This window comes from Vibrio sp. sp1 (assembly GCF_016920955.1).
GTDB classification, from domain to species: Bacteria; Pseudomonadota; Gammaproteobacteria; order Enterobacterales; family Vibrionaceae; genus Vibrio; species Vibrio alginolyticus.
Genome location: NZ_CP060590.1, coordinates 233,359 through 258,155, shown reverse-complemented (window position 1 = coordinate 258,155; position 24,797 = coordinate 233,359). Strand labels below are relative to the sequence as shown.

The following is a 24,797-nucleotide window of genomic DNA, read 5'->3' as shown; positions in this document are numbered from 1 at the left end:
CGCTCCTACTACAAGACGTATAGGAACTGACTTTGACCATTGCAGATAGATCGATTTTTCGATCGCTATCGCTTACCTAAGAGGGGCGACGAAAGGCAAAGTGTGCATAGTTCCCTACGTCAGTGCTAACTGAATCAGGTTCAACGGGTCTCGAATTTCGATCTCAGCCAACACTTGTCGTGTGGCCCCCCGACTATTTCGTTCGGATGATAGCAGGACCATTGCGGAAGGGATACGTTTTTTGAGCGTAATTATAATGAGTATTCAATTATGCGAGGTGAGTGATAAAGTAAGCACCTAAATGGTTTGCTGGGTGGAATTTACTAGTGCAACGCTCTGGTGAATGAGCAGAACCTGGAATATTTAATAAATAATCGTGGTCTCGTTAAGCAAGGATTAGCATAAAACAAGGTTAAAAAACTGTTAAAATTTAACGTGTTGCCAATTTAACTTTGTTGAACTTTTTCACAGTTAATTAGGATGGCTAAGACGATCATCGAGCAAGGAGACTTCATGCTTAATTCTGTAACAGCGAAGTCAGTGATCGATCATGCGCTCTTTTTGGGGGCTGATTTCGCTGAACTATTCGTTGAACATCACCAAACCAACACTGTCCAGCTCGCATCTGGTGAAGTGGATAAGGTTAACTCGGGTATCGATTTTGGTATCGGTATTCGTCTTTTTTTCGGTCATAAGGTGCTTTACGGTTACACCAACAGCACAGATGAAGCCGAACTAAAGCGCGTAACCTCGCTGCTTGCTGCAAAAGACAAGCGTGAGCAAATCGCGTCAGCGGGTTCTTTGAATTTGAACCGCTACCCAATCCAACATGGTTGCCGCATGCCGCTAAGTAAGGATGCTAACCTAGATTCAAAAATCGCGTTTCTATTGAAAGTTGACCAAGCCGCACGTGCTGAGAGTGAGCATATCAGCCAGTTTATTGGCAGCGTGCTTCAGCGTGAACAACAAGTGTCTATCTTCAACTCAGAAGGTCTACACGTTGACGATACTCGCCACTACATTCGTGTTGCTGGTAACACTGTCGCGCAAAAAGGTAATGAGCAGTCTTCTGGTATGGAAGGTCCTGGCGCTCTTGCTGGTTGGGAATTCAGTGAACAGCTTGATGCCAAAGAGCTAGGTCAAACTATCGCGCAGCAAGCGTTAGTAAAACTTGGCGCAGATGCTTGTCCATCGGGTGAAATGCCGGTGGTGATTGGTAACGGCTTTGGCGGCGTTATCTTCCATGAAGCATGTGGTCACTTGCTAGAAACCACTTCAGTTGCGAAGAAAGCTTCAGTATTCCACGACAAGATGGGCGAAATGGTTGCTCACACCGCAGTGAATGCGGTCGATGATGGCACCATGACCAACGAATGGGGCTCGATTCATGTTGATGACGAAGGTATGAAGACTCAGCGCACTCAATTGATCAAAGACGGTAAGCTAACCAGCTTCATGGTCGATAAAATGGGTGGCATGAAGACAGGTTACGAGCCAACGGGTTCTGGTCGTCGTCAAAACTACAAGTTCGCACCAACCTCGCGTATGCGTAACACCTTTATCGAAGAAGGCGAGCATTCACTTGATGATATGCTGGCAGGCATCGAACGTGGCATCTATGCGAAGAAGATGGGCGGCGGCTCGGTTCAACCGGGCACGGGTGAGTTTAACTTTGCTGTTCGTGAAGCTTATCTCATTGAAAATGGCAAAATCACCAAGCCTCTGAAAACAGCAACGCTGATCAGCACAGGTCCAAAAGTGTTGAAAGAAATCAGCATGGTTGGTAAGGACATGGCGCTTGCGCCGGGCATGTGTGGTTCCGTGAGTGGCTCAGTGCCAACAACAGTCGGTCAGCCAACGCTGAAAGTCGATAATATTCTGGTAGGAGGCGGTAACTAATGAGCCAAGAACAACAACTTCTTAATGCGGTTGATTACGTCCTATCAGAAGCAAAACGCCAAGGTGCAGAAGCGGACGTCATTGTAAACCGCAACAGCAGCTTTTCTCTGAAAGCGAACCAAGGAAAGCTGGATGAGTACAAAGTAAGCTCAAGCCAAGTTCTGGGTGTTCGTGTTGTGAAAGATGCGCGTGTTGCAACGAGCTATTCTGAGTCGTTAGAGCAACCAAGCTTAGATTTGATGCTGACTAACGCACTGCAAAGCGCTCGCTTTTCCAAGCAAGATGAACATCAGACAATTAGTTGCGTGAACAGCCAAATTGCGACTGATGTTGCTGAGATTTCACAAGAAGATACGACTTCTGTTGATGAAAAAATTGAGCTGTCTCTCGCACTTGAGCAAGGCGTAGTCGCTCTACCTCACGCTTCTAGCGCACCTTACAATGGTTACAGCGATGGCGAAACACAACTAATCATTGCCAATACTCAAGGCACATTGTGTCAACACTTCGAGCGCTCGTTCACTTGTTACGCTTATACCTTGTTTGAAAAAGACGGCAAACAGTCAATGGCGGGGAGAATGTCACTTGGTCGCCGTTTTGATGAGTTGAATCCAGCTTACTGTATAGAAGGCGGTTACAACCTTGCTCGAGATCTTCTTGAAGGTGCACCGGTTGCGACGGGTAACTACCCTGCTATCTTCCATATCAATGCGCTAGCAAGTCTATTCGGTGCTTTCGGCAGTGCTTTCTCTGGCGTAAGCGCGATGAAAGGCATTACGCCACTGGGTGACAAGCTTGGTCAACGTGTTGCGAGTGATTTAATTACCTTTACTGATACGGCTTACATGCCAAATGGTATGGCAATCGCAAGTTTTGATAGTGAAGGCTTTGCTACTCAAGACAACGTGATGATTGCTAATGGTGAGTTGAAAACCTTGCTACACAACAGCCAGACCGCAAGTTACTTGGGCGCGGTCTCGACAGCAAGTGCCGCTCGCGATGCAAAATCGAGCCTAGACGTATCAGCGAATCACAAAGTGATTACGACAGGTAACAGCAGTGCGTCAGAAGTAAAAGCGGGTGAGTACCTAGAGTTAGTCGAACTTCAAGGTGTCCATTCTGGTGCGGATGCAGTGAGTGGTGATTTCTCATTTGGCGCGAGTGGTTTCTTGTGCCGTGATGGTGAGCGCGTTCAACCAGTGCGTGGTATCACTGTAGCGGGTAACTTCTACAAGATGCTGCAAGAAGTTGAGGCAGTGGGTGATACTCAGCTAATTAACGATAGCCGAACTTTCTTCTCGCCAGACGTTCGTTTTGCTCGTTTGAGCATTGGTGGTAAGTAAACTTAGCATTACTATAGAAACAAAAAGAGGACTCAATGGAGTCCTCTTTCTTTTATCGAATGATTAACTCGTGAGAATTAAAATTCGCGAATGTCCAACTCATTGTGGATCAATACCACACACTGAGAAGCGAACAGCATCTTAGGACCTAAGCTGATCTTCTCTGTGCCAAGGCGCTTCAAGCTGTTAAAAGACTTCTTCGGCATCGGAATATGGTCGGTTAGCAAGAAACATGGGTTTCCACCGATTTCTGCATCACGAACAAATTCGCCTTTTTTATCCAACATATATAGTTGGTGATCTTCTGCCAGTTCTTGCACTAGGCGTTCAAAACTGACGGTACGAACGGTGATACCAGGTTCGACTTCACGAAGTTGCTCTTTGCCCATACCAACCGAAGCATCCAAAGCGCGAGCCACCGCTGCAATCAAGGTTGACTCATGGAAGCCGCCAATGTTGGTGATGTCGTTAGAGCGAATAGTAATGGTGCGTGAGAAATCTTTTGTGCTTTCTAAAACCAAGTGAACAACCACATCTTCACGGTGTGATTGAGCAACGAACATAGTGTTCATCATGGTATGAGCAAGAATCTCTGTATGCGCTTCATTACCAACACCTTCTAACAGTGCTTTGCTGGTGGTTGGCGCCGCGCGAGCTCGTAAAACAAAAGAGCGCATGAATTTAGCCTCTATATAGGAAGAGTGAATGCGCGGAAGTATATACCCAAGCAGGGAAGGGATGCGAGTTTAATAGCAAATGTGAACTTACTTACAAAGCTTCGATTGTCGTGCGGAGTGTGCTGGTTAGAATAGAGGCAACCTGTTAGGAGCGGTATATGGAAATCAAAAAAATAAACAAACAAGTCTATAGAAAGAAGGTCAACCTAGTGATTGGTGGCTTTGTTGCCTTGCTTGCTATCTCTTCTCTTGCTTTTAGTACGCTATTAATTGTTTTGTTCGGTAATACAGATGTAGTACCTGAACAGTCGACGGGGAACTTTCACTGGAACTTAATTGGTGTTGTACTTGCATTAGCCACTTCACTGTCTTTGTTAAACCAATTCAAAACACGCCCTTATATGGAAGAAGTGTTGTATGTCTGGAAACTCAAGCAGCTGCACAACAAGATCTTTCGTAAACTAAAAAGCATTAAAGCAGCCGCGAACAATGGCGATGTAAAAGCGCTGACGATCCTTAAGTTCTACTATACGACTCAAAGTCAGGTGTTTGAGCTAGACAACAACACACTGACGATGAGCAGTGTAAATAAAGAATTGGAGGCTATCGAGCAAATCGAAGCGGCGCAATCAATGAGTCTCGATATCACAGGCTTTGAAGAGTCTTGGCTAGACACATATTGATTGCCTATTTGCTACTTGAAGTTAACAACTGAGTGCTAAAAATAAGCGTTTGAGTGAGATTTAATCATTCGACGCTTTTTTTTGATTTTTTTTCTGAAAAGGGGTTGCCAAGAAAAATCATCTCCCTATAATGCGCCTCCGTTGTCAGGGCAAAGCGGAAACGCAAAAGCGGTTGGCAAAAAGGCGAAAGAAAACTTCTAAAAATTAATTTAAAAAAGTGTTTGACACTGAAAATTAATTCCTTAGAATACGCCTCCGCTTCGATAGCAAAGCTTACGAAGCAAGCTCTTTAACAATATAGACCTATCAATCTGTGTGGGCACTCGTTGATGATAATCCAATTAGATATTTCTTTCTTAACGGAAAGCGGTATCAAATTAGGTTTCAATGAAACGAAGTGACCATTGAATCGAAAGATTCAGCACAGTCAATTCAAACATTACTTATGTAATGTTCAGTATTCATTGAGCCGAACAAAATCTTAAATTGAAGAGTTTGATCATGGCTCAGATTGAACGCTGGCGGCAGGCTTAACACATGCAAGTCGAGCGGAAACGAGTTATCTGAACCTTCGGGGAACGATAAGGGCGTCGAGCGGCGGACGGGTGAGTAATGCCTAGGAAATTGCCCTGATGTGGGGGATAACCATTGGAAACGATGGCTAATACCGCATGATGCCTACGGGCCAAAGAGGGGGACCTTCGGGCCTCTCGCGTCAGGATATGCCTAGGTGGGATTAGCTAGTTGGTGAGGTAAGGGCTCACCAAGGCGACGATCCCTAGCTGGTCTGAGAGGATGATCAGCCACACTGGAACTGAGACACGGTCCAGACTCCTACGGGAGGCAGCAGTGGGGAATATTGCACAATGGGCGCAAGCCTGATGCAGCCATGCCGCGTGTGTGAAGAAGGCCTTCGGGTTGTAAAGCACTTTCAGTCGTGAGGAAGGTAGTGTAGTTAATAGCTGCATTATTTGACGTTAGCGACAGAAGAAGCACCGGCTAACTCCGTGCCAGCAGCCGCGGTAATACGGAGGGTGCGAGCGTTAATCGGAATTACTGGGCGTAAAGCGCATGCAGGTGGTTTGTTAAGTCAGATGTGAAAGCCCGGGGCTCAACCTCGGAATAGCATTTGAAACTGGCAGACTAGAGTACTGTAGAGGGGGTAGAATTTCAGGTGTAGCGGTGAAATGCGTAGAGATCTGAAGGAATACCGGTGGCGAAGGCGGCCCCCTGGACAGATACTGACACTCAGATGCGAAAGCGTGGGGAGCAAACAGGATTAGATACCCTGGTAGTCCACGCCGTAAACGATGTCTACTTGGAGGTTGTGGCCTTGAGCCGTGGCTTTCGGAGCTAACGCGTTAAGTAGACCGCCTGGGGAGTACGGTCGCAAGATTAAAACTCAAATGAATTGACGGGGGCCCGCACAAGCGGTGGAGCATGTGGTTTAATTCGATGCAACGCGAAGAACCTTACCTACTCTTGACATCCAGAGAACTTTCCAGAGATGGATTGGTGCCTTCGGGAACTCTGAGACAGGTGCTGCATGGCTGTCGTCAGCTCGTGTTGTGAAATGTTGGGTTAAGTCCCGCAACGAGCGCAACCCTTATCCTTGTTTGCCAGCACTTCGGGTGGGAACTCCAGGGAGACTGCCGGTGATAAACCGGAGGAAGGTGGGGACGACGTCAAGTCATCATGGCCCTTACGAGTAGGGCTACACACGTGCTACAATGGCGCATACAGAGGGCGGCCAACTTGCGAAAGTGAGCGAATCCCAAAAAGTGCGTCGTAGTCCGGATTGGAGTCTGCAACTCGACTCCATGAAGTCGGAATCGCTAGTAATCGTGGATCAGAATGCCACGGTGAATACGTTCCCGGGCCTTGTACACACCGCCCGTCACACCATGGGAGTGGGCTGCAAAAGAAGTAGGTAGTTTAACCTTCGGGGGGACGCTTACCACTTTGTGGTTCATGACTGGGGTGAAGTCGTAACAAGGTAGCGCTAGGGGAACCTGGCGCTGGATCACCTCCTTATACGATGATTACTCACGATGAGTGTCCACACAGATTGATACGGTTTATGAAGTTTAAGAGATAGAACATCCCCCAAGATGTTCACTTAGTGTCCCGTTCGTCTAGAGGCCTAGGACACCGCCCTTTCACGGCGGTAACAGGGGTTCGACTCCCCTACGGGATACCATTGGGTCGTTAGCTCAGTTGGTAGAGCAGTTGACTTTTAATCAATTGGTCGCAGGTTCGAATCCTGCACGACCCACCATTTCCTTCCACGGAAATCAAAACAATGTGGGCGATTAGCTCAGTTGGGAGAGCACCTGCCTTACAAGCAGGGGGTCACTGGTTCGAGCCCGGTATCGCCCACCATTCTCTAAGTATTTTTGGAATAAAACGTCCAAACCAGAACAAGCAATTGATACTGGTTGGTATTTTTGACTCTGAAAGTCTTTAGAAAATGTAACTTCCTTGTGAAGCAACATAGCTCTTTAACAATTTGGAAAGCTGACAAAACAATCTTTAAGATTGTTTGTAAAGTTCTCAATGTTTATCGAAAGATAAACACCAAAAAACACATTCAAGTGTTCTTGGCTTTTTGTTTTCATTTTTTCTAAAAATGAAGGTAAAGAGATGAGTCCGGCAAAATCGAATGTCTCTCGCTCATTCAAATAATGAGAGACAACTTTGGTGATTTGAACATCAACTCGAAACTCCTTCGGGTTGTATGGTTAAGTGACTAAGCGTACACGGTGGATGCCTTGGCAGTCAGAGGCGATGAAGGACGTATTAACTTGCGATAAGCCCAGATTAGGTAGTAAAAACCATTTGAGTCTGGGATTTCCGAATGGGGAAACCCAATACCATAAGGTATTACTGTTGAGTGAATACATAGCTCAACAGAGCGAACCGGGGGAACTGAAACATCTAAGTACCCCGAGGAAAAGAAATCAACCGAGATTCCGAAAGTAGCGGCGAGCGAAATTGGACTAGCCCTTAAGCTTTACACGCGTTAGACGAACAGCCTGGAAAGGCCGACGATACAGGGTGATAGTCCCGTAGTTGACGACGTGTGTTCAGTGAAATCGAGTAGGGCGGGACACGTGATATCCTGTCTGAATATGGGGGGACCATCCTCCAAGGCTAAATACTACTGACTGACCGATAGTGAACCAGTACCGTGAGGGAAAGGCGAAAAGAACCCCTGTGAGGGGAGTGAAATAGAACCTGAAACCGTGTACGTACAAGCAGTAGGAGCAGGCTTTGTCCTGTGACTGCGTACCTTTTGTATAATGGGTCAGCGACTTATATTCAGTGGCAAGGTTAACCATCTAGGGGAGCCGTAGGGAAACCGAGTCTTAACTGGGCGTTCAGTCTCTGGATATAGACCCGAAACCAGGTGATCTAGCCATGGGCAGGTTGAAGGTTGAGTAACATCAACTGGAGGACCGAACCGACTAATGTTGAAAAATTAGCGGATGACTTGTGGCTAGGGGTGAAAGGCCAATCAAACCTGGAGATAGCTGGTTCTCCCCGAAAGCTATTTAGGTAGCGCCTCGGACGAATACTACTGGGGGTAGAGCACTGTTAAGGCTAGGGGGTCATCCCGACTTACCAACCCTTTGCAAACTCCGAATACCAGTAAGTACTATCCGGGAGACACACGGCGGGTGCTAACGTCCGTCGTGGAGAGGGAAACAACCCAGACCGCCAGCTAAGGTCCCAAATTACTACTAAGTGGGAAACGATGTGGGAAGGCTCAGACAGCCAGGATGTTGGCTTAGAAGCAGCCATCATTTAAAGAAAGCGTAATAGCTCACTGGTCGAGTCGGCCTGCGCGGAAGATGTAACGGGGCTAAGTAGTAAACCGAAGCTGCGGCAATATACTTTTGTATATTGGGTAGGGGAGCGTTCTGTAAGCGGTTGAAGGTGTGTGGTAACGCATGCTGGACGTATCAGAAGTGCGAATGCTGACATGAGTAACGATAAAGGGGGTGAAAAACCTCCTCGCCGGAAGACCAAGGGTTCCTGTCCAACGTTAATCGGGGCAGGGTAAGTCGACCCCTAAGGCGAGGCCGAAAGGCGTAGTCGATGGGAAACGGGTTAATATTCCCGTACTTCTTACAATTGCGATGGGGGGACGGAGAAGGCTAGGTGGACCTGGCGACGGTTGTCCAGGTTCAAGTGCGTAGGCTGAAGAGTTAGGTAAATCCGGCTCTTTCTAAGGCTGAGACACGACGTCGAGCTACTACGGTAGTGAAGTCATTGATGCCATGCTTCCAGGAAAAGCCTCTAAGCTTCAGATTGTAAGGAATCGTACCCCAAACCGACACAGGTGGTCGGGTAGAGAATACCAAGGCGCTTGAGAGAACTCGGGTGAAGGAACTAGGCAAAATGGTACCGTAACTTCGGGAGAAGGTACGCTCTCGACGGTGAAGTCCCTCGCGGATGGAGCTATTGAGAGTCGCAGATACCAGGTGGCTGCAACTGTTTATTAAAAACACAGCACTGTGCAAAATCGCAAGATGACGTATACGGTGTGACGCCTGCCCGGTGCCGGAAGGTTAATTGATGGGGTTAGACTTCGGTCGAAGCTCTTGATCGAAGCCCCGGTAAACGGCGGCCGTAACTATAACGGTCCTAAGGTAGCGAAATTCCTTGTCGGGTAAGTTCCGACCTGCACGAATGGCGTAATGATGGCCACGCTGTCTCCACCCGAGACTCAGTGAAATTGAAATCGCTGTGAAGATGCAGTGTACCCGCGGCTAGACGGAAAGACCCCGTGAACCTTTACTACAGCTTGGCACTGAACATTGACCCTACATGTGTAGGATAGGTGGGAGGCTTTGAAACGCAGTCGCTAGATTGCGTGGAGCCGTCCTTGAAATACCACCCTTGTAGTGTTGATGTTCTAACGTTGACCCCTTATCGGGGTTGCGGACAGTGCCTGGTGGGTAGTTTGACTGGGGCGGTCTCCTCCCAAAGCGTAACGGAGGAGCACGAAGGTGGGCTAATCACGGTTGGACATCGTGAGGTTAGTGCAATGGCATAAGCCCGCTTGACTGCGAGAATGACAATTCGAGCAGGTGCGAAAGCAGGTCATAGTGATCCGGTGGTTCTGAATGGAAGGGCCATCGCTCAACGGATAAAAGGTACTCCGGGGATAACAGGCTGATACCGCCCAAGAGTTCATATCGACGGCGGTGTTTGGCACCTCGATGTCGGCTCATCACATCCTGGGGCTGAAGTCGGTCCCAAGGGTATGGCTGTTCGCCATTTAAAGTGGTACGCGAGCTGGGTTTAGAACGTCGTGAGACAGTTCGGTCCCTATCTGCCGTGGGCGTTGGAGAATTGAAAGGGGCTGCTCCTAGTACGAGAGGACCGGAGTGGACGAACCTCTGGTGTTCGGGTTGTGTCGCCAGACGCATTGCCCGGTAGCTAAGTTCGGGATCGATAACCGCTGAAAGCATCTAAGCGGGAAGCGAGCCTTGAGATGAGTTCTCCCTGATACTTTAAGTATCCTAAAGGGTTGTCGTAGACTACGACGTTGATAGGCAGGGTGTGTAAGCGTTGTGAGGCGTTGAGCTAACCTGTACTAATTGCCCGTGAGGCTTAACCATACAACACCCAAGGGGTTTTGATGGACTCAATGAAAGAACATTGAATGTGTAAGAACGAGAATTAAAAAAACAGCTTTCCAGATTAAAGAATTTGCTTGGCGACCATAGCGTTTTGGACCCACCTGATTTCCATGCCGAACTCAGAAGTGAAACGAAATAGCGCCGATGGTAGTGTGGGGCTTCCCCATGTGAGAGTAGGACATCGCCAGGCTTTAAACATCGCTTTCAAGTTTCCTTTTCACTTGGTATAACTGAAGGCAAAACTAAAAATTAGCATCAATAGTATAAGACTAAGTTTTAGTAACAATTTGTGGAGAGATGGCTGAGTGGTTGAAAGCACCGGTCTTGAAAACCGGCATACGTTAATAGCGTATCTAGGGTTCAAATCCCTATCTCTCCGCCATTTTTCTTACGCATTAAGCCCTTGATTTTCAAGGGCTTTTTCGTATCTACAGTACTGCAAGTCACTTTCATGACAATGAGGTGAGACAATGTACTTACAAAAAGCGCCTAATGGCGTATATCAAACCCGCATTTGCATCCCTAAACAACTACGTGAGTTTGGTTATCCTTTCGATATCAAAGTTAGTCTTTTAACTAAAGAGCGCTCAGAAGCAATAGAGCGCAATTTTAAAATGGCTTCCTGCATTAAGATTGCTATTAGCCAAATTGATTTAACCAATCCCGTATTATTCCCAAAATTTAAGGTTGTCCTTCACCAACAGATGGAGACGCTGCGTAAATCTTTCTGTTCGCCAACAGCCTATAAACTAACCCCTGAAACCGTTGCGTATTTTGAAGATGACATTGTTTCAGACATTCCAAGTAATATCGATCTAACTAACCTTGTAGAGACTGAACCGAGCGTAAAGAGCATCTCTGCCGAAGTAGTACCTTTTACTCAGTTGCTTGAGCGATTTCTAGAAAGTAAGAAGAAGCGTAATGTTCGACAGCTTACGATCCATCAACTTGAGCAACGCATAAGTCACTGCATCAATTTCCTTGAAAAGGAGGGCATAAATCGGAATACAGTCAGTAGCTCTGACCTAGATAGTTATATAGATCTGCTCTACTCTGAAGGACGTTCTACCAAAACCAACAAGGACTATTTCTCAGCAAGTAAGCAGTTCTTCAAATGGCTAAAATCAAAGAAATATATTCCTAATAACCCTGCTCAAGACTTAAATCCCCAGTTCAAAAGTAAAAAGCATGTCTCTGAACAACGTGAGCGTTGGACAACTGATGAACTGACATTACTAATTAAAAGTCCAGCGTTTACTCTGCAATCTCTGGACTTTCAGTGGATCACTAAACTACAGCTCTTTCATGGGTTACGCACTGGCGAAGCTTGTCAGCCATATATCCAAGATATTGTTGTAGATGATGAGATCCCATATTTTCGAGTCACCGACCAATCCAAAGATCAGCACTTGAAAAACGAGCATGCAGTTCGAAATGTCCCTCTTCACCCTGCGATTCGTGATGATTTCGTCATATTTTGCGAAAGCCGCCGTCATAAAGGCAATGCCCCTCTATTCGATTACTCACCGCTCGGACCAGATAAAGATTGGACTAAAACGTATCGAACGCAATTCGGGAAGCTACAAACCAAGTTGGGTATGCTTGCTGGCAAGCGTCCTACCGCTTATGGACTACGCCACACATTCATTGATGTTCTTAAAGAGCAGGATGTTCCAGAACATAGTGTAGCCGAGGTGGTTGGTCATAATAATCCGAACATGACCTTCGGACGATATGGGAAGAAACATAAATTAGAGAAATTGCTTGAAATCGTTAGCACGTTCCAAATGGATCTAGAGGGGTAATTATGCAAAAACTCAGTCAATCGCTACGAAAAGCTATTGTTCTAGCACTCGAAGAGGGAGCTTCATACCGCGATCAACTCGATCTATCTCGCTTTCTAGCAATGGGGGTTGCGATGGAGCAGATTCACCTTATTGATACAGCGATATCTCTGCTACAGATCCATCCTTATTTGAACCAACACGACTTTGAATCAAAGTACGGTGTACAAAAGGTTCAGCTTACGATTGGCAGCGTGAGTAGCTTTAAGAACCTTCTCAGTCTAGAGGAATATACTTATCGCGACTGGTTAAAAATCAATAAGCTGACTGAAAATGAACCTCTTTGCTTACCATATTTGGTGTATCAATATTTCTCAGACGAAATTCGTCGCGATTTTATGAACGGTGCTTATCTTGTGGATAATCTACAAATCCAACTCGGCTCCAAGCAGTTAAATAGCTTCAAGTTTAAGTGTGGAACTACTGTTGGTATCCCGACAGATGTATTTGACATCATGATCTTTATTTTGATTTCGCGTTTTGGTAGGTACACAGGCTTTAAAATGAACTTAACTGACTCGGTACTGCATCTTTTCTCGCATACAGATAGCGTTGATATAGAAGTCCGTACCTATGCAACCGAGTTTTCGCATCGTACACAACATTCTGTATGCCTTATAGATGATCTCAACGAATCCAGTCCAATGCGCAAAGTGCGAAAGATTATCAAACTGGAGGAGTTTTCCATTTTTCACAAATGTAACTCAAATCGTGAGTTACTAGACTTGTTAGACTTTAGCTGAGGGGAAAAATGATGACTAACCAAGACGGTTCGCCAAAACTTACTTTAGATATAATGCAGCAAACTCTTCAACAAAAGTGTGTCGCCTCGGTGCTGATGGGTGAAAATGGTCCGTTACTTATGCAGTATGGCGACCACGTTAAAGTCTATGAAAATGATACATCAGCGTTTAATGCAGCGAAGCTATTAAGGCTAGTATCTTCAGCACTGTAACCCTAATATTTATTCTTCTATGAACCCCACAAGACGTAGTGTAGTTATTTGCATTACGTCATTTTTAGTGACCTGTGTCACATTAATTAAATTTAATGGTAAACGTTGTAATCTCGCAAGGGAAGAAAATACGATAAGTTAGTTAGCACTTACACTTATAAATATCAATAAGTTACGCTATGAAAAATATTCCAGATATGTATATTTTTCTTTATTATACATAGACTTACATTAAAGTTAATTATGCGTAACTATTGTGTAATAAGAAACGTTGTGGTTTGATAATAAGCAAATAAACCAGACCATTATACATAATAAGGCTCCGCCAGAAGAGCCGCCCTTAATGGCCTATCACTCTATAGGTCTAGAAATGAACCCTACGAAGAAAAATGAAAAATCCCCTCGCCTAAAATCTCGAATTCAAAAAGCTCGGAAAGGCACTCGCAAGTCTGACATTTCATTAAACAAAGATGATTACCCGCTAAGCTCAGTCGCCCAAGCTGTTTGTCATGAGCTAAATACTAAAGCGCTTGTTGTTGCTGAATCAACACTGCACGGAATGAAGACTCACGGTCGACATATCATCCTAAACTTAGGTGATAAACCACTATCTGAACTTACAATCGAAGATATTGATGAACTCAAAATCACACTTCTCACACAAGGCAAAAAAGGCAAGGTCATTAACGGTTGTTACACTATCTTACGAGCCGTCTGCGCTAAAGCTTGTTCCTCCGAACAGCAGAAAAACGACCTAATGGAAAAAATCAAAAACCTGAAAGTTGTCAATGATGATCCATTCCCATTCACTGAAGATGAAGTACGTCAATTACTGTTGACTGATACCGACAATGAGATGGCAAAAGACATGGCTTCTTTTGCCATTCTAACGGCATTACGTATCAGCGAACTCATTTGTACTTGCTGGGAAAATATCGAGTTTTATACAGAGGACGGGATTGAAAAGTGTCGACTATACGTTGATTTAGCTAAACCATTAAACAAATACAAAGTCACTAAAACAGAAGAGTCTGAACGAACAATTGAGTTATCAGCAGAAGCCGCTCAATTACTCCGCAAACTCGAACGACTAACGGGTGATAAAGCTCCAATAACTATTGACGTTGTACAACGAGATAACATCACAGTTAAACGAGAAAAACGCAGGTTTGTTTTTTTTAATGAGCAAACTGGTCACCCGTGGTTAAACCCCAAGCAATTCGCAAAACAGTTTTTTACTGGGTTTCTCAAAGAAGCAGGTGTAGCACATCGAGGCCCAAATCAATTGCGACATACGGGAGCGTCGATACCTTTTAATCGTGGAGTCAGTGTAGCTTGGATAGCGGAATTACTCGGGCATCGAGACGTCAGCATTGTAGAAAAGCATTATGCGAAACGTAATAAGGTGAGTTTGAAGAAAGAGCAAGTCAAAGCAGATAGGACAATAGCAGAACTATTTAAAACGGGTGATTCAAACAGCATTGTCGTACCCAATGGCATTGTTGAAACTAAGCAAGCAGCGCAGCCCATCGCCATTGATGACAAAGCATTTATACAAAACTTACTCGAACTGGCACGTGCTGCAAAGAGTGACAAACACAGAGAGCAAATCTACAAAATTATCGATGATACGCTTAAAGGTGGACAGTAATTATGAATACTACTTTGTCTTCCTCTCTTCCTGCCTTACTCGGTCAGGAAGAAAGTCTTGTATTGCTCCGTGAAAGATTTTCCGCTGAACTGGAAAAACAAGGCTACTCAACAGAAAAAGGTAAAACCATTGACGACTATGCCTCAGCATTTAGCGATTTAAACACAGCACCAGCTTCACCAAAAGCACTGCAAAAACTAGTTGGCGGTGATTTTGGAAGAGTGTCCATCGCTTTCAAAATACTAAGGAAAGCGACAAAACCAACTCCGATAGTTCGTAACAAAGCGCTGTGGTTTGTAGATTCAGAGCAGAGACTGATTTCTGCGCTTCAAGCCGAAATGTCCACCGTCTGGCAGGCGTTTGATAGTGAAGTGCAGCAGCTCGTTAGCGCCCATACACAAGAATCTCTTAAGCAAATTGATGAATTAGAAAAAGAAAACAAAGAGCTTGTAGAGTTCATTGACGAATTGCAAAAACAGCATCGGGAAACTGATTCACTGAGTCAAAAGTGCAATGAGCTAGAAAACAAACTTGCTCAATCAGAGCAAGTTGTTTCGGACTACCGCGCTAGAGTTGACCAACAGCAGCAAAAGCTCGATACGTTACTTTTGGTAAGTCAGGAGCTTTTTGTTGAACGCGCTCGTGCGAAAATGTTAGACGAGCATATCGCTTCATTAACTCGCGATAAAGAACGCCTACAAGAACACAACACAAAACTCATTGAAAGTCTCACTTCCAGTCATCCCGATTGGTATTTTGGCGATTTGAGTGATGCAGATCCCAGCTTATCAGAAGAATTCCATGTCGACGACGGTGTGGAAAATTGATGTAAAAGCTAAAGAGCAAGGTTACCCCAACCCCGTATGAAAAATTTCATCGGGTTGGGAGTCTAAGCTGCTGCTTAGGAACGCTTGGGCTGCGCCCAAACCCCTTAATTAACTACCCCAAACAATAATCAGACCTAAAAAATTAGGCACCAAAATATGACTAGAAAATACAAGAAAAAGCAGATAGCAGAGTATTATCTTAACGATCCAAAGCTTACCGAATTGTTCGAAAAATCACTTGATAACTGTGTTGAGCACAACATTAAAATCAGCAAAAACCGTTTGAAGAAAGAAACTGGTTTAAAGTCCGCTGAAGTAGATGCGCTTTACCATCATTATTGTGAAGCAAAGAGTACTCGTATAGAAATGAACTGTACGCTCTTAGATAAAAAGATCTGGAAATACAAAGCTGAGCAAGCAGGAAAAACGGTGTCTCAGATTGCTTCTGAATCACTACATAAAACTCAAATCATAATACCTTTTGCAGAGCAGACTAGAAAGGAGATGTTAGGCGTAATCCATGAACGTGTACGTTTCAATTCTCTGCTTAATCAGACCGTCAAGTGGTGTAACACTCATAAATCTGGAGTGGAAGCCATTCAAATCTTGCTAGAGCTTAACCAGCTAAACAAAGCATTTGAGCAGCATGACTTACGTGTCATGAATATTCTAGCCAATCCACAGGTTGACCATAAATACCGAGTCGCAAAAGTAGACCCGTTATCGGTGGAAGCATGGCAGTAATTTCATTTTTTCGAACCAGTGGTGTTGGACAACCTGATCCACAAGCTGCAACTAACTACCTGTATGGTCCTTTATGTAGTCTCACTGAAGAACAAAAGCAAATTTACAGTGATGCTTATCAAGTGCGTAAGTCAGCGAGAGAAGCGAACGACACACAAACCGAGTGGGAATGCGACTACATTCTCCAGCAGCAAAAAGGAAAACGTAGAGAACCACCCCCAGAATCAATTAACGGGAACCGAAAAGCTGTGGAATATGCAATTGAGCATAACCCACATAAACACAAATACGTCAGTGGTGTTATTGCTCATGCGTTTGAAGATACAGAGAAGTTGCAAGCCAATCCAGAGATTGAAGCAGAGTGGCGGGAATTGTTTGAAGAGTTGTGCTTTGCTGGTTTCCCTAAAGATGAGCGACTAATCGACTGGGTGCGTCACACGCACCAAATTAATATTGAAAACCACTTCTTGATACCTAGGATTCACATTGCAACAGGATTGTCATTCAACCCTGCTCCACCTGGGCATGAACGAGACTTCAATCTACTGCGGGATTACTTAAATCTTAAACATGATTTAGTGAGTCCTCTCGATTCTCTTCATAAACGACTTACTCAAGACGGTAGCGGCTTTGACAAGTGGCACAAGCTAAAGAAAGCAATCAATGTCTGGATTAAAGACATGATTGCTAATAATCGAGTAAACAGCCGCAATGACATTATACAAGCACTAAGTAGTGATAAGTTTAAAGAAAAGATCGGGGTTACCCATATTAGTCAGTCAGATAATTTTATACGCTTGCATTTTCAGGACAAAAAGAACGTTCGCCTGAAGGGCTTTGTCTTCACTTCCCAATTCACTTCGAAAGAATCACTGACGCAATCCTGTGAAAGCATACAAAGCAAGGAAGAAAGACTACATGAACTAAAAAGTAAGCTGGATAAGGTCATTGCAAAACGAGCTGACTACAACAAAAGTCGCTACCGACTTGCACGTATTCAACCTGAAAAAAGCATAACGAAAGCGTATTACTTACCACCCAATTCAAGATGGACAGCAACGCCACCTTGTTACATATCGCAACCTCAGCCTATTTTTGCACACATGCCCGAGTTCAACCCATCCCTCAAAGGTTTTGAGATGGTTAAGCAAATTGAAGAAAGAAAAGCATTAGCTGAACGAAATGCAAAGTTAGCGCTAGAGCAGTATCACGAGCAACAAAAGAGGTTTATCCAAGAATGGATGAGTTTTCTACTCGAAGGGAAAATAGAATATGAGCCATATCGAGAAGCAATTAGCTTCACAAATTACGTCATTGACGAAGAATCAGCAGATTTCAAACGAGCATTTGCTCGCTATGATCGAGACACAGAACGAGTTTTACCTAAACACAATAAGACAAATTCAGGAACAGTATCAACACGAACGCAAAACAATCCTGAAGGACATTATTCAAAACAATCAGCTCATGATGCAGGAATACCAAGCATCTGTCGAAGCGTTACAGGGGCTATCGAAAGCTTCAAACGAAATATCCGCATCCACGAGACAGCAAATAGCGAGATTGGAACATCGATTGAACATGCTGGAAAGCTGGCAGAAAGACAGCGGGACAGCTATCTCGAACTTAGTCGAGCTTTTGAAGTTATAGCTTCTGAACCGAAATTGAGGGATGAACTGAAATCGCGCTTGATTAGAAATGAAACACGTAAAATACCACACATGAAGAAAGACGGTTTGAGGCGGGTTCTTAAAAAACTAACGAAGCCACAACCGCATGAGCAAGAGAGGTTGGATCGTTAAGTTGAATTGAAATTATGACAACAGAATCTCTTCTAGTAGCCTAGTGCAGACACCATACCCAATAATGTGCTAGTAAGGAGGAGATGTCATCAGCGCCAATTGAAGATCATAGCTTGCTGTGTTTTACCCCTGATAGGGGGTAAGCTGATTTTTACCCCCTATCAGGGGTAAAACTATCATCTATCATAGTGATTTGCTCCCCGATACCCCCTTACTTGCCCATAGGTGAACTTCTATGGTTGTTTGTAAAATAAAGACGTGTATTGCGAATCGAGAATAGGTTAATTGAGACAACCTGCATAGAAACATGGATAAAAGAATCTTATCAATTTCGTTCGTAACTTGAGATTGCCCCATACCTTACTGGCAACTAGGAAGAAATCCTTCTCAGTTGCTTTCAACTCATAAATTTTCCTTAATAGTTGCTTCACCTTGGCACCGCGACAAACTTCTGCCCCATTTCGGATTAAATTATTTACTCAGTATCAGAGAAAACTCACAGTTTTCCCTAGAATAGGTAATGTGACTAGCCATAGATGCAGGTAATACCAACTTATAGGATTTCATCGTCACCCCAATCCACTAACGAGGTTAACAATGACAAGTAAGAGTAAATAAGCCACCAGAAATTTTGATTAAGAGGTATTTAAATTGAAAAGAGATGTCGCGTTACTAGTAGCCGAAGCGCCTTGGTTTTCTTTCAAAAACAACAGAGATCAAGCGAGTGGACTCCGTTTTTTACAGGGATAAAGCAGTATGTGAACAAAAATGCTAAGAAATTACAGCGTAATATTTATTCATGTGAATATTACGATAATAACTCCTTGGGGTATGCGTTAAATCACCTAGACATGGAAGAGAACATACAAATACTTTACATCGGTGGGCAGTACTACTAGAAACTGCAATAATCAAAGAGTTCACTGAAGGGTATATTAACGAGGGTAAGTTGAACTCTAAACAAGACATTATCACTGGCTTTCATAATGCTCTTTTTCCATTTGATTTGAATATCCCTTTTGCCAATGGTGACGATGGAAGTCCTCAAACTCTTGGTGAATCAATACGTTTTTGGTCAAGACCACAAGGGAGCAGGTCATCCTGTAAACGTCACAAAAGAGTTACTTACTGGCTTGATGACTTGAGTATCGGGCAAAATCGTGAGATTTTTTTCTTAGTTTTAGGTATAAGCGAGTTTAGCTAGTTGTTAGCACATACTACTTTATTAGTTAAACAACAGGATGAAACTAACTATGCCTATTAAAAGAAGAGTTAAAAATAATCATATCAATTATGAGCATGTGGCGAAGCTGATTCTTTTGTGTTCTAAAAAACACTGTTCAGATGCTGAAGCAGGTCAAAATAGGTTCAAAGTTCGTGAAGGTCTCATCCAGAAGATAACGGGCATACCTTTATCTCATGATGACCGCTTTTCCATTATCAGAGAGTTTAATTATCTAGGCTGGCAGGTAGCCATTAACCCTGATTATTGGCTTGTATTTGCGGTGGATGAAGATCAACTATTTAAGTGGGATGAGGCTAGTTACCTGTATGGGCTGGAGCAAAGCATCAAAGCAATACAGCAGGGATATGAGCCGCAACTGGGAGAGATTTACGATTACTATCCACTTAGATCAAACCTAACTGCAAAGTTCTTAGGTTGGTCGGACGAAGATATTCAGGAAAAGCTTGTGGAAGAGGCTTTAAGGGAAGCAACAGATGAAGTTGAAGAAGAGTATGAAGAAACAGGTGATAAATCTCTTCTAGGTATCGGACAGAATGATGAAATCTGCTTAACGAACTTCACTTTTTGGGAGTATCTAGACTTCGAACTGGCTAGAAATGGACTAGTTTTCAAATCTAAATAAGACTGGCGCAGGTGTGTGGTTACTCGATAGTAGCCACTCATCCTCCAAGGAGGTTTGTGTTGTTAACCCCTCAAATACCTATCGTGATCAATACCAGTAATCTTCACAAATGCCTAGAAGATGCGAAGTTAATATCGAAAAAGGTTGGAGAGCAGAACATTCTCTTAGAGCTTCAAATTTATCTTTTAAGGATAGATTTATTAATAGCCAATAGCCGTATCCAGAGTGATTGGCAAACCAATGCATTAACCCTCGATAAAATTCTTCGTAAACTTTTAGGGCTCTCAAAGCAGATAGAGTCGTTGATAGATAACCATGTTTTTTCAACTCAATATTGCCTTGATAGTGCTTTGGAACAAGTGAAGGTATTGATTACCGTAACCTGTAAAGATATAGACGGTCGGTAATATTCTTGGTGTAATTTGGTGCTTGATATGATGGTTATGTTCTAAGACAGACTGAGTGATTATATGTCACCCCGACAATTACAAAGGACTGTTTACCGTCTCTCCAGAAATGATTTGTGCAGTTTTTGGGAGTGCCCGTATCTGCTTAATCCTGATTCGTCACAATTCAGTGTGTTTCTTCCAACTTTTTTTAGATCACGAATTGCTTTCTCTTTATTAGCAATTCGCAGGGGCCGATCTGAAGTTATGGTATTGTTGATAATGTCAATATTATCACATTTCGTGTGTGTGAACTCGATAACTCCATATGAGGTCCTAAACTCCCCCCTTGCGTCCAGTCGTCATGATCGTAATTCGGTCAATCATCACTTGGGAAATGACACTGTATGGCAATCTGGTTAATAACTTAAAAGTGAACGGCCTACCTAGCGATTTTGGTGTTATAATATTGATAATTAGGAAAAAATCTTCAATATTGACGCTGCGAATAGCTAAGAAGCTCAAAGCCTATTTTTCAAGCTTTGAGCTTACCTTACGATTTGCTCAGATGATGGCTACAAATTTAACTTTAATGAATACCAAAATTTTTTAAAAGGAACTAAAGATGGCAAGACATAGTGCCAATCGGGGAATACTGGTGCTGGAAAGTCCATGGGAATTGGATGATAGTGACTCTAACCGTTCAAGTGTTGTGCCTTTTATTGAAGGTGTTGCAAAATTAGCAGGGGATACAGAAGTTTACCATGCTGATTTTTATGACAAAAAGAGCTTTGAATATGCCTTAGAATGTCTTTGTAAAGTCAGGTTTTCTAACACTATTGTCTATATTGCAGCTCATGGGTACAAGAAGAAAATAGGTAATATGAAGTTAGAGGATATTCTTTTCGCTATTGGCATGAAATCAAAACAGTACAACATAACAGGGGTTATGTTCGGTTCATGTTTCGTCGGGGGGAATACTGAGTTAATCGAAGTCTTCACCGCTGCCAATAATTTACGTTGGTGTGCAGGTTATGCTTCGACATCTAACTGGCTAAGTGGCACTTTCATCGATAGTGCAATCATTGCGCAGATGATCAATTTAGAAGAAAGTGAGTTCTCTAATCGAGATACACTTGTCGAACATCTTGCTTATGCAATATCCCCTTTCTCAGACCAAATGTACATTGGTGACGATTATGAAGAGAATCCTGTAGCTTTGTCGGACTCATTGCAGTTTATCGTGCAACCTAAGGGACAGGGTTATCATCCAAAAACAGTTTCGTCGGAAGTCTTCATAGCTAAGAAACATTACGACGTATAAGATCTCCGCCACATGACGGATTAACTCAAACTGTAGTGGATGAGTTGATTTGGCCAATAGATAAGAGGTATTTACAATACCTCAGATTATCCGCTAAATGCTAATTTAGGGAAAGCACTGACAAACTTTTGTCCAAAACCTTCTCAAAAATGGTTCAGAAATCTTGTGAACACCAAGCGATTTTGTCATATGTTCGTATTTTATAGGGCTAAGAAAGAAAATATGCCGTAGCCCTCAGCCCTTATAAATAAAAGGCTGAGGGCTCACATTGGACTTTTCGCTGAAATGGGCGCAAAACCCCATGATCAAATCTATAAATAGCATGATGATGGATATGCTAGCTGCTATCGCGAGAAAAGATTACCAAGATCGCCGCCGCCGTCAGGCTGAAGGAATAAAGAAAGCCAAAGAGGAAGGGAAATACAGAGGGCGGCAAGCCGATTCAGAACTACACGAAAAAATCTATCAGCTACGAGTAGTCAACAAGCTGAGTATCAGTGATACCGCCAAACTTACCAATGTTTCAGGTCGTACAGTAATACGGGTTGCTAAAAAGTTGGCAAGTGAGCGTTCAGCGGGGTAAGAAGCTTAGCGTACGTTTTCGTTCCATTGGGCTTCAGACCCCTCATACTAAAATGGCAGCGATCACATAGGTACGCTGCCATTTCTAATATGAAGTCAAAGATGCCCCTTTAAGTGCTAACTGAGAAGTTTATTGGTAATTTCCGAACAACTCACTGGTTTAGAATAGAAATAGCCTTGAATGACTTGGCACCCTTCTGCCACCACAAAATCACGCTGTTCAGCTGTTTCGATACCTTCAACAACCACGCTAAGCTGCAAATTCGTTGCTAATTGAATAATCGTTCGGCAAAGCTGCTGCTGAGTTGTGTCGGTAGGCAAACGGCTAATAAAAGAACGGTCAATTTTGAGAGTTGAAATCGGCAGAGCATGCAAATAAGACAGTGATGAGTAACCTGTACCAAAATCATCAATCGCCAAACTCACCCCTAAATCACGAATCTTCTCAAGCTGCGGTATCACCTCTTGTTCACGTTCTAGGAGTGCAGATTCTGTCAGTTCTAACTGCAATGCTTTTGCTGGAAATCCCGTTTTATTTAACACTGAGGTCACTTGTTCATATAAATGCTCAAAACGTAGCTGATGTGCAGAAACATTCACTGATAGTTTCAGTGTTTCCACGCCTGTTTTTGCGAACCAAATTTGCGCATCACTGCACGCGGTTTCAAGCACATACATTCCTAGTTGGTCGATAAGGCCGGAACGCTCGGCAATAGGAATAAATTCGGCTGGCGAAACCCAGTTTCCACCATCATTCCAGCGTACCAATGCTTCTAAACCAACCATATTACCTGTTCCCGCATGAACTTGTGGTTGGTAATAGACTTCGAGTACATGCTTTTCGAGTGCTTCTCTTAGGCGATTACTCAATATCAACGTCCGTTGGCTCGCTTCAGTAAACGACTGCTCATAGAACTGATAGCTTCCACGTTTGGCATGTTTCGCCACATACATCGCGGCATCTGCACTTTGAAAAAGGTCTTCGAGGTCAACATTCTGTTGCAGTGCAATCCCCATACTCAAAGAGGAGTAAACATGAATGTCGTTGCCTAAATAATATGGACGCGTCATCAATTTCTGTACTTTCTGACACAGCGCTTCACACGCAGATAAATCAGCACTCTTAATTAATAAAGCAAACTCATCGCCTCCAGTGCGTGCCAAAACATAGCCATCCTGACCAAACTGTTCACCACTCACCTTAGAAAGCATTTGTGCGATTTTGTTAAGCAAAGCGTCACCACTGGCATGGCCGTAACTATCATTGATGTCTTTAAAATGGTCCACATCAAACATGATGAGTGCGCTGTGTATAAGATCTTCATGACTGAGTGTATCATCCAATACTCGGCGATTTGGTAGCCCCGTCAAGATATCATGACTTGCCAAATAATGAAGCTGGTCTTGTGCTGCGATGAGATCATCGATATTAGTAAGCGAGATGATCTTTAACGCACTGCGACCCTTTGTCTTTTCAACATTTGTAACTGTTAACAATCCGTGATGTCCTTGAAATTCAATCTCGGTTTTTTGCTCACTCGCTGATTCATCTAACGACATCATAAATGACGGTTCTAAATTAAGAAGCGATGTTAACGTTTTCGGTGTTGAGGTTATCGATTGAACGGATTTACCGGTGAATTGAGCAAAAGCAGAATTACAGCGAAGAACGATTCCCTGACTATCGATTACCGCTAATCCATCATTGCTGTGTTCAAACACTGTTTCAGCCTGCTTTAAGCCATACTCTTTTTCCTCTATTACCTTCATCAAATCACGATTCGAACGAAACATCAGTTTCCAATCCAAAGGTTCACCTTGAAGATATTGGGTAAATTCACGACGCTTAACCAATATGTACAATGCGAGTGGTACGCTAAAGGCTGAGGCCATCAGCACTTTACCTGAAAGCCCACCGATCGCGATATTTACGACTGGCTCACTTACACCAAAGGCTATCAATGGAAAAGCGATCCCGTCTGCGACTAACATGCAGATAAACCCTAAAAGATAAACTAACGCAGAAGCAAACATTGGTAACTTCAAGTTTTTGATTTTCTCAAACAAAAAGAAAAGCAAAGCCAGTTCCGTAATAATCAATACGCCACCTAAGATAATAAACGGCGTAGATATGTGGAAAAATTCCGCAGGAATATTGTGCGGGTTTACGACATCTTGTTTTAGCGTATATTCTGCTAATCCTGCAAACAAGATGTTAAATAGATCGACAATAATCACCAATCGGATGAGGTGACGTAGAATAAAAACATCACGCTCCACCAATACACATAATATTGATGTCATCATGAATGCGCCATAGTAAAGGTTGCCCCCAGAAATATTTATGGTTTCAGTTATAGGTAGGGAATAGATGTTGCCGAAAAAGCCGCCGATCAACAGGTAAAGAGAGAGGCAAATATAAAAAGAGGTTCGGCGTATACCAGCATCTAGGCGCGTGCAATATAGTGGAAAAAGTGAGAATAAAACAATGTGGCCAACAAACAGTCCTAGCATACTTTCTTCCTCTTGAGTGTGATCATCATTTTCTACTTCATTGGTCA

At 43.5% G+C, this 24,797-nt stretch carries 15 protein-coding genes, 4 tRNA genes, 3 rRNA genes, 2 pseudogenes and 1 riboswitch; of the genes and pseudogenes, 21 read left to right on the top strand and 3 right to left on the bottom strand.

Features of this window, described 5'->3' with window-relative positions:
- Positions 1-94: 94 nt before the first annotated feature.
- A riboswitch (TPP riboswitch) is annotated at positions 95-202 on the bottom strand.
- A gap of 311 nt (positions 203-513) precedes the next feature.
- Together H9L11_RS16670 and H9L11_RS16665 are read left to right on the top strand one after the other, a co-directional pair.
- Positions 514-1,899 (top strand): TldD/PmbA family protein, encoded by a 1,386-nt coding sequence (locus H9L11_RS16670; protein ID WP_047102519.1) that lies wholly within the window; start codon positions 514-516, stop codon positions 1,897-1,899.
- Complete coding sequence (locus H9L11_RS16665; protein WP_171342374.1) at positions 1,899-3,242, top strand: TldD/PmbA family protein; 1,344 nt, start codon at positions 1,899-1,901, stop codon at positions 3,240-3,242. The genes H9L11_RS16670 and H9L11_RS16665 overlap by 1 nt, the downstream gene beginning before the upstream one ends.
- Positions 3,243-3,319: 77 nt before the next feature.
- Here H9L11_RS16665 and trmY read toward each other — a convergent pair whose 3' ends face one another.
- Complete coding sequence (trmY, locus tag H9L11_RS16660) at positions 3,320-3,919, bottom strand: tRNA (pseudouridine(54)-N(1))-methyltransferase TrmY (RefSeq protein WP_005374282.1); 600 nt, start codon at positions 3,917-3,919, stop codon at positions 3,320-3,322.
- A 158-nt stretch (positions 3,920-4,077) separates the two neighbouring features.
- On the opposite strand from trmY, the gene H9L11_RS16655 reads away from it, so the two are divergent.
- The 17 genes from H9L11_RS16655 (at position 4,078) to H9L11_RS16575 (ending at position 20,351) form a co-directional block, all read left to right on the top strand.
- Positions 4,078-4,602, top strand: a complete 525-nt coding sequence (locus H9L11_RS16655) for a DUF3087 domain-containing protein (protein WP_170889896.1) — start codon at positions 4,078-4,080, stop codon at positions 4,600-4,602.
- A 483-nt stretch (positions 4,603-5,085) separates the two neighbouring features.
- Positions 5,086-6,636, top strand: a 16S ribosomal RNA gene (locus H9L11_RS16650).
- Positions 6,637-6,726: 90 nt separating this feature from the next.
- Positions 6,727-6,802 (top strand) — tRNA-Glu (locus H9L11_RS16645).
- A 2-nt stretch (positions 6,803-6,804) separates the two neighbouring features.
- Positions 6,805-6,880, top strand: a tRNA-Lys gene (locus H9L11_RS16640).
- A 28-nt stretch (positions 6,881-6,908) separates the two neighbouring features.
- Positions 6,909-6,984: transfer RNA gene (locus H9L11_RS16635), tRNA-Val, on the top strand.
- Between the two features lie 357 nt (positions 6,985-7,341).
- Positions 7,342-10,232: ribosomal RNA gene (locus H9L11_RS16630) — 23S ribosomal RNA — on the top strand.
- 94 nt (positions 10,233-10,326) lie between these two features.
- Positions 10,327-10,443 (top strand): 5S ribosomal RNA (gene rrf / locus H9L11_RS16625).
- The 16S, 23S and 5S rRNA genes sit together here with 4 tRNA genes alongside, the layout of an rRNA operon.
- A gap of 101 nt (positions 10,444-10,544) precedes the next feature.
- Positions 10,545-10,635 (top strand) — tRNA-Ser (locus H9L11_RS16620).
- 88 nt (positions 10,636-10,723) lie between these two features.
- Complete coding sequence (locus H9L11_RS16615; RefSeq protein WP_205391292.1) at positions 10,724-12,058, top strand: tyrosine-type recombinase/integrase; 1,335 nt, start codon at positions 10,724-10,726, stop codon at positions 12,056-12,058.
- 2 nt (positions 12,059-12,060) lie between these two features.
- Positions 12,061-12,840, top strand: a complete 780-nt coding sequence (locus H9L11_RS16610) for a hypothetical protein (protein WP_065788139.1) — start codon at positions 12,061-12,063, stop codon at positions 12,838-12,840.
- Between the two features lie 11 nt (positions 12,841-12,851).
- Positions 12,852-13,052 (top strand): hypothetical protein, encoded by a 201-nt coding sequence (locus tag H9L11_RS16605; RefSeq protein ID WP_025794446.1) that lies wholly within the window; start codon positions 12,852-12,854, stop codon positions 13,050-13,052.
- A 343-nt stretch (positions 13,053-13,395) separates the two neighbouring features.
- Positions 13,396-14,703 carry a site-specific integrase gene (locus tag H9L11_RS16600; RefSeq protein ID WP_205391291.1) on the top strand — a complete coding sequence of 436 codons (1,308 nt, stop codon included), beginning with the start codon at positions 13,396-13,398 and terminating at the stop codon, positions 14,701-14,703.
- A 2-nt stretch (positions 14,704-14,705) separates the two neighbouring features.
- Positions 14,706-15,530 carry a hypothetical protein gene (locus H9L11_RS16595; RefSeq protein ID WP_205391290.1) on the top strand — a complete coding sequence of 275 codons (825 nt, stop codon included), beginning with the start codon at positions 14,706-14,708 and terminating at the stop codon, positions 15,528-15,530.
- A gap of 156 nt (positions 15,531-15,686) precedes the next feature.
- A complete protein-coding gene (locus H9L11_RS16590) occupies positions 15,687-16,274 on the top strand; it encodes a hypothetical protein (RefSeq protein ID WP_013572137.1) in 588 nt (195 codons plus the stop codon).
- Positions 16,265-18,076, top strand: a complete 1,812-nt coding sequence (locus H9L11_RS16585) for a relaxase/mobilization nuclease domain-containing protein (RefSeq protein WP_205391289.1) — start codon at positions 16,265-16,267, stop codon at positions 18,074-18,076. The genes H9L11_RS16590 and H9L11_RS16585 overlap by 10 nt, the downstream gene beginning before the upstream one ends.
- Before the next feature lie 1,253 nt (positions 18,077-19,329).
- A complete protein-coding gene (locus H9L11_RS16580; protein WP_025612720.1) occupies positions 19,330-19,944 on the top strand; it encodes a hypothetical protein in 615 nt (204 codons plus the stop codon).
- A gap of 59 nt (positions 19,945-20,003) precedes the next feature.
- A complete protein-coding gene (locus H9L11_RS16575) occupies positions 20,004-20,351 on the top strand; it encodes a hypothetical protein (protein ID WP_169637214.1) in 348 nt (115 codons plus the stop codon).
- 92 nt (positions 20,352-20,443) lie between these two features.
- Here the strand turns inward: H9L11_RS16575 and H9L11_RS23575 are convergent.
- A pseudogene (locus H9L11_RS23575) lies at positions 20,444-20,738 on the bottom strand (hypothetical protein); the annotation flags it as partial.
- 217 nt (positions 20,739-20,955) lie between these two features.
- On the opposite strand from H9L11_RS23575, the gene H9L11_RS16570 reads away from it, so the two are divergent.
- Both H9L11_RS16570 and H9L11_RS16565 read left to right on the top strand, forming a co-directional pair.
- Entirely contained in the window at positions 20,956-21,654 is a 699-nt protein-coding gene (locus tag H9L11_RS16570) for a hypothetical protein (protein ID WP_205391288.1), read from the top strand.
- 301 nt (positions 21,655-21,955) lie between these two features.
- Positions 21,956-22,237 (top strand): annotated as a pseudogene (locus H9L11_RS16565) (recombinase family protein); the annotation flags it as partial.
- 116 nt (positions 22,238-22,353) lie between these two features.
- On the opposite strand, the gene H9L11_RS16560 reads toward H9L11_RS16565, so the two are convergent.
- Positions 22,354-24,750: an EAL domain-containing protein gene (locus H9L11_RS16560; RefSeq protein ID WP_345889546.1), complete on the bottom strand. Its 2,397-nt coding sequence runs from the start codon at positions 24,748-24,750 to the stop codon at positions 22,354-22,356.
- Positions 24,751-24,797: the final 47 nt, after the last annotated feature.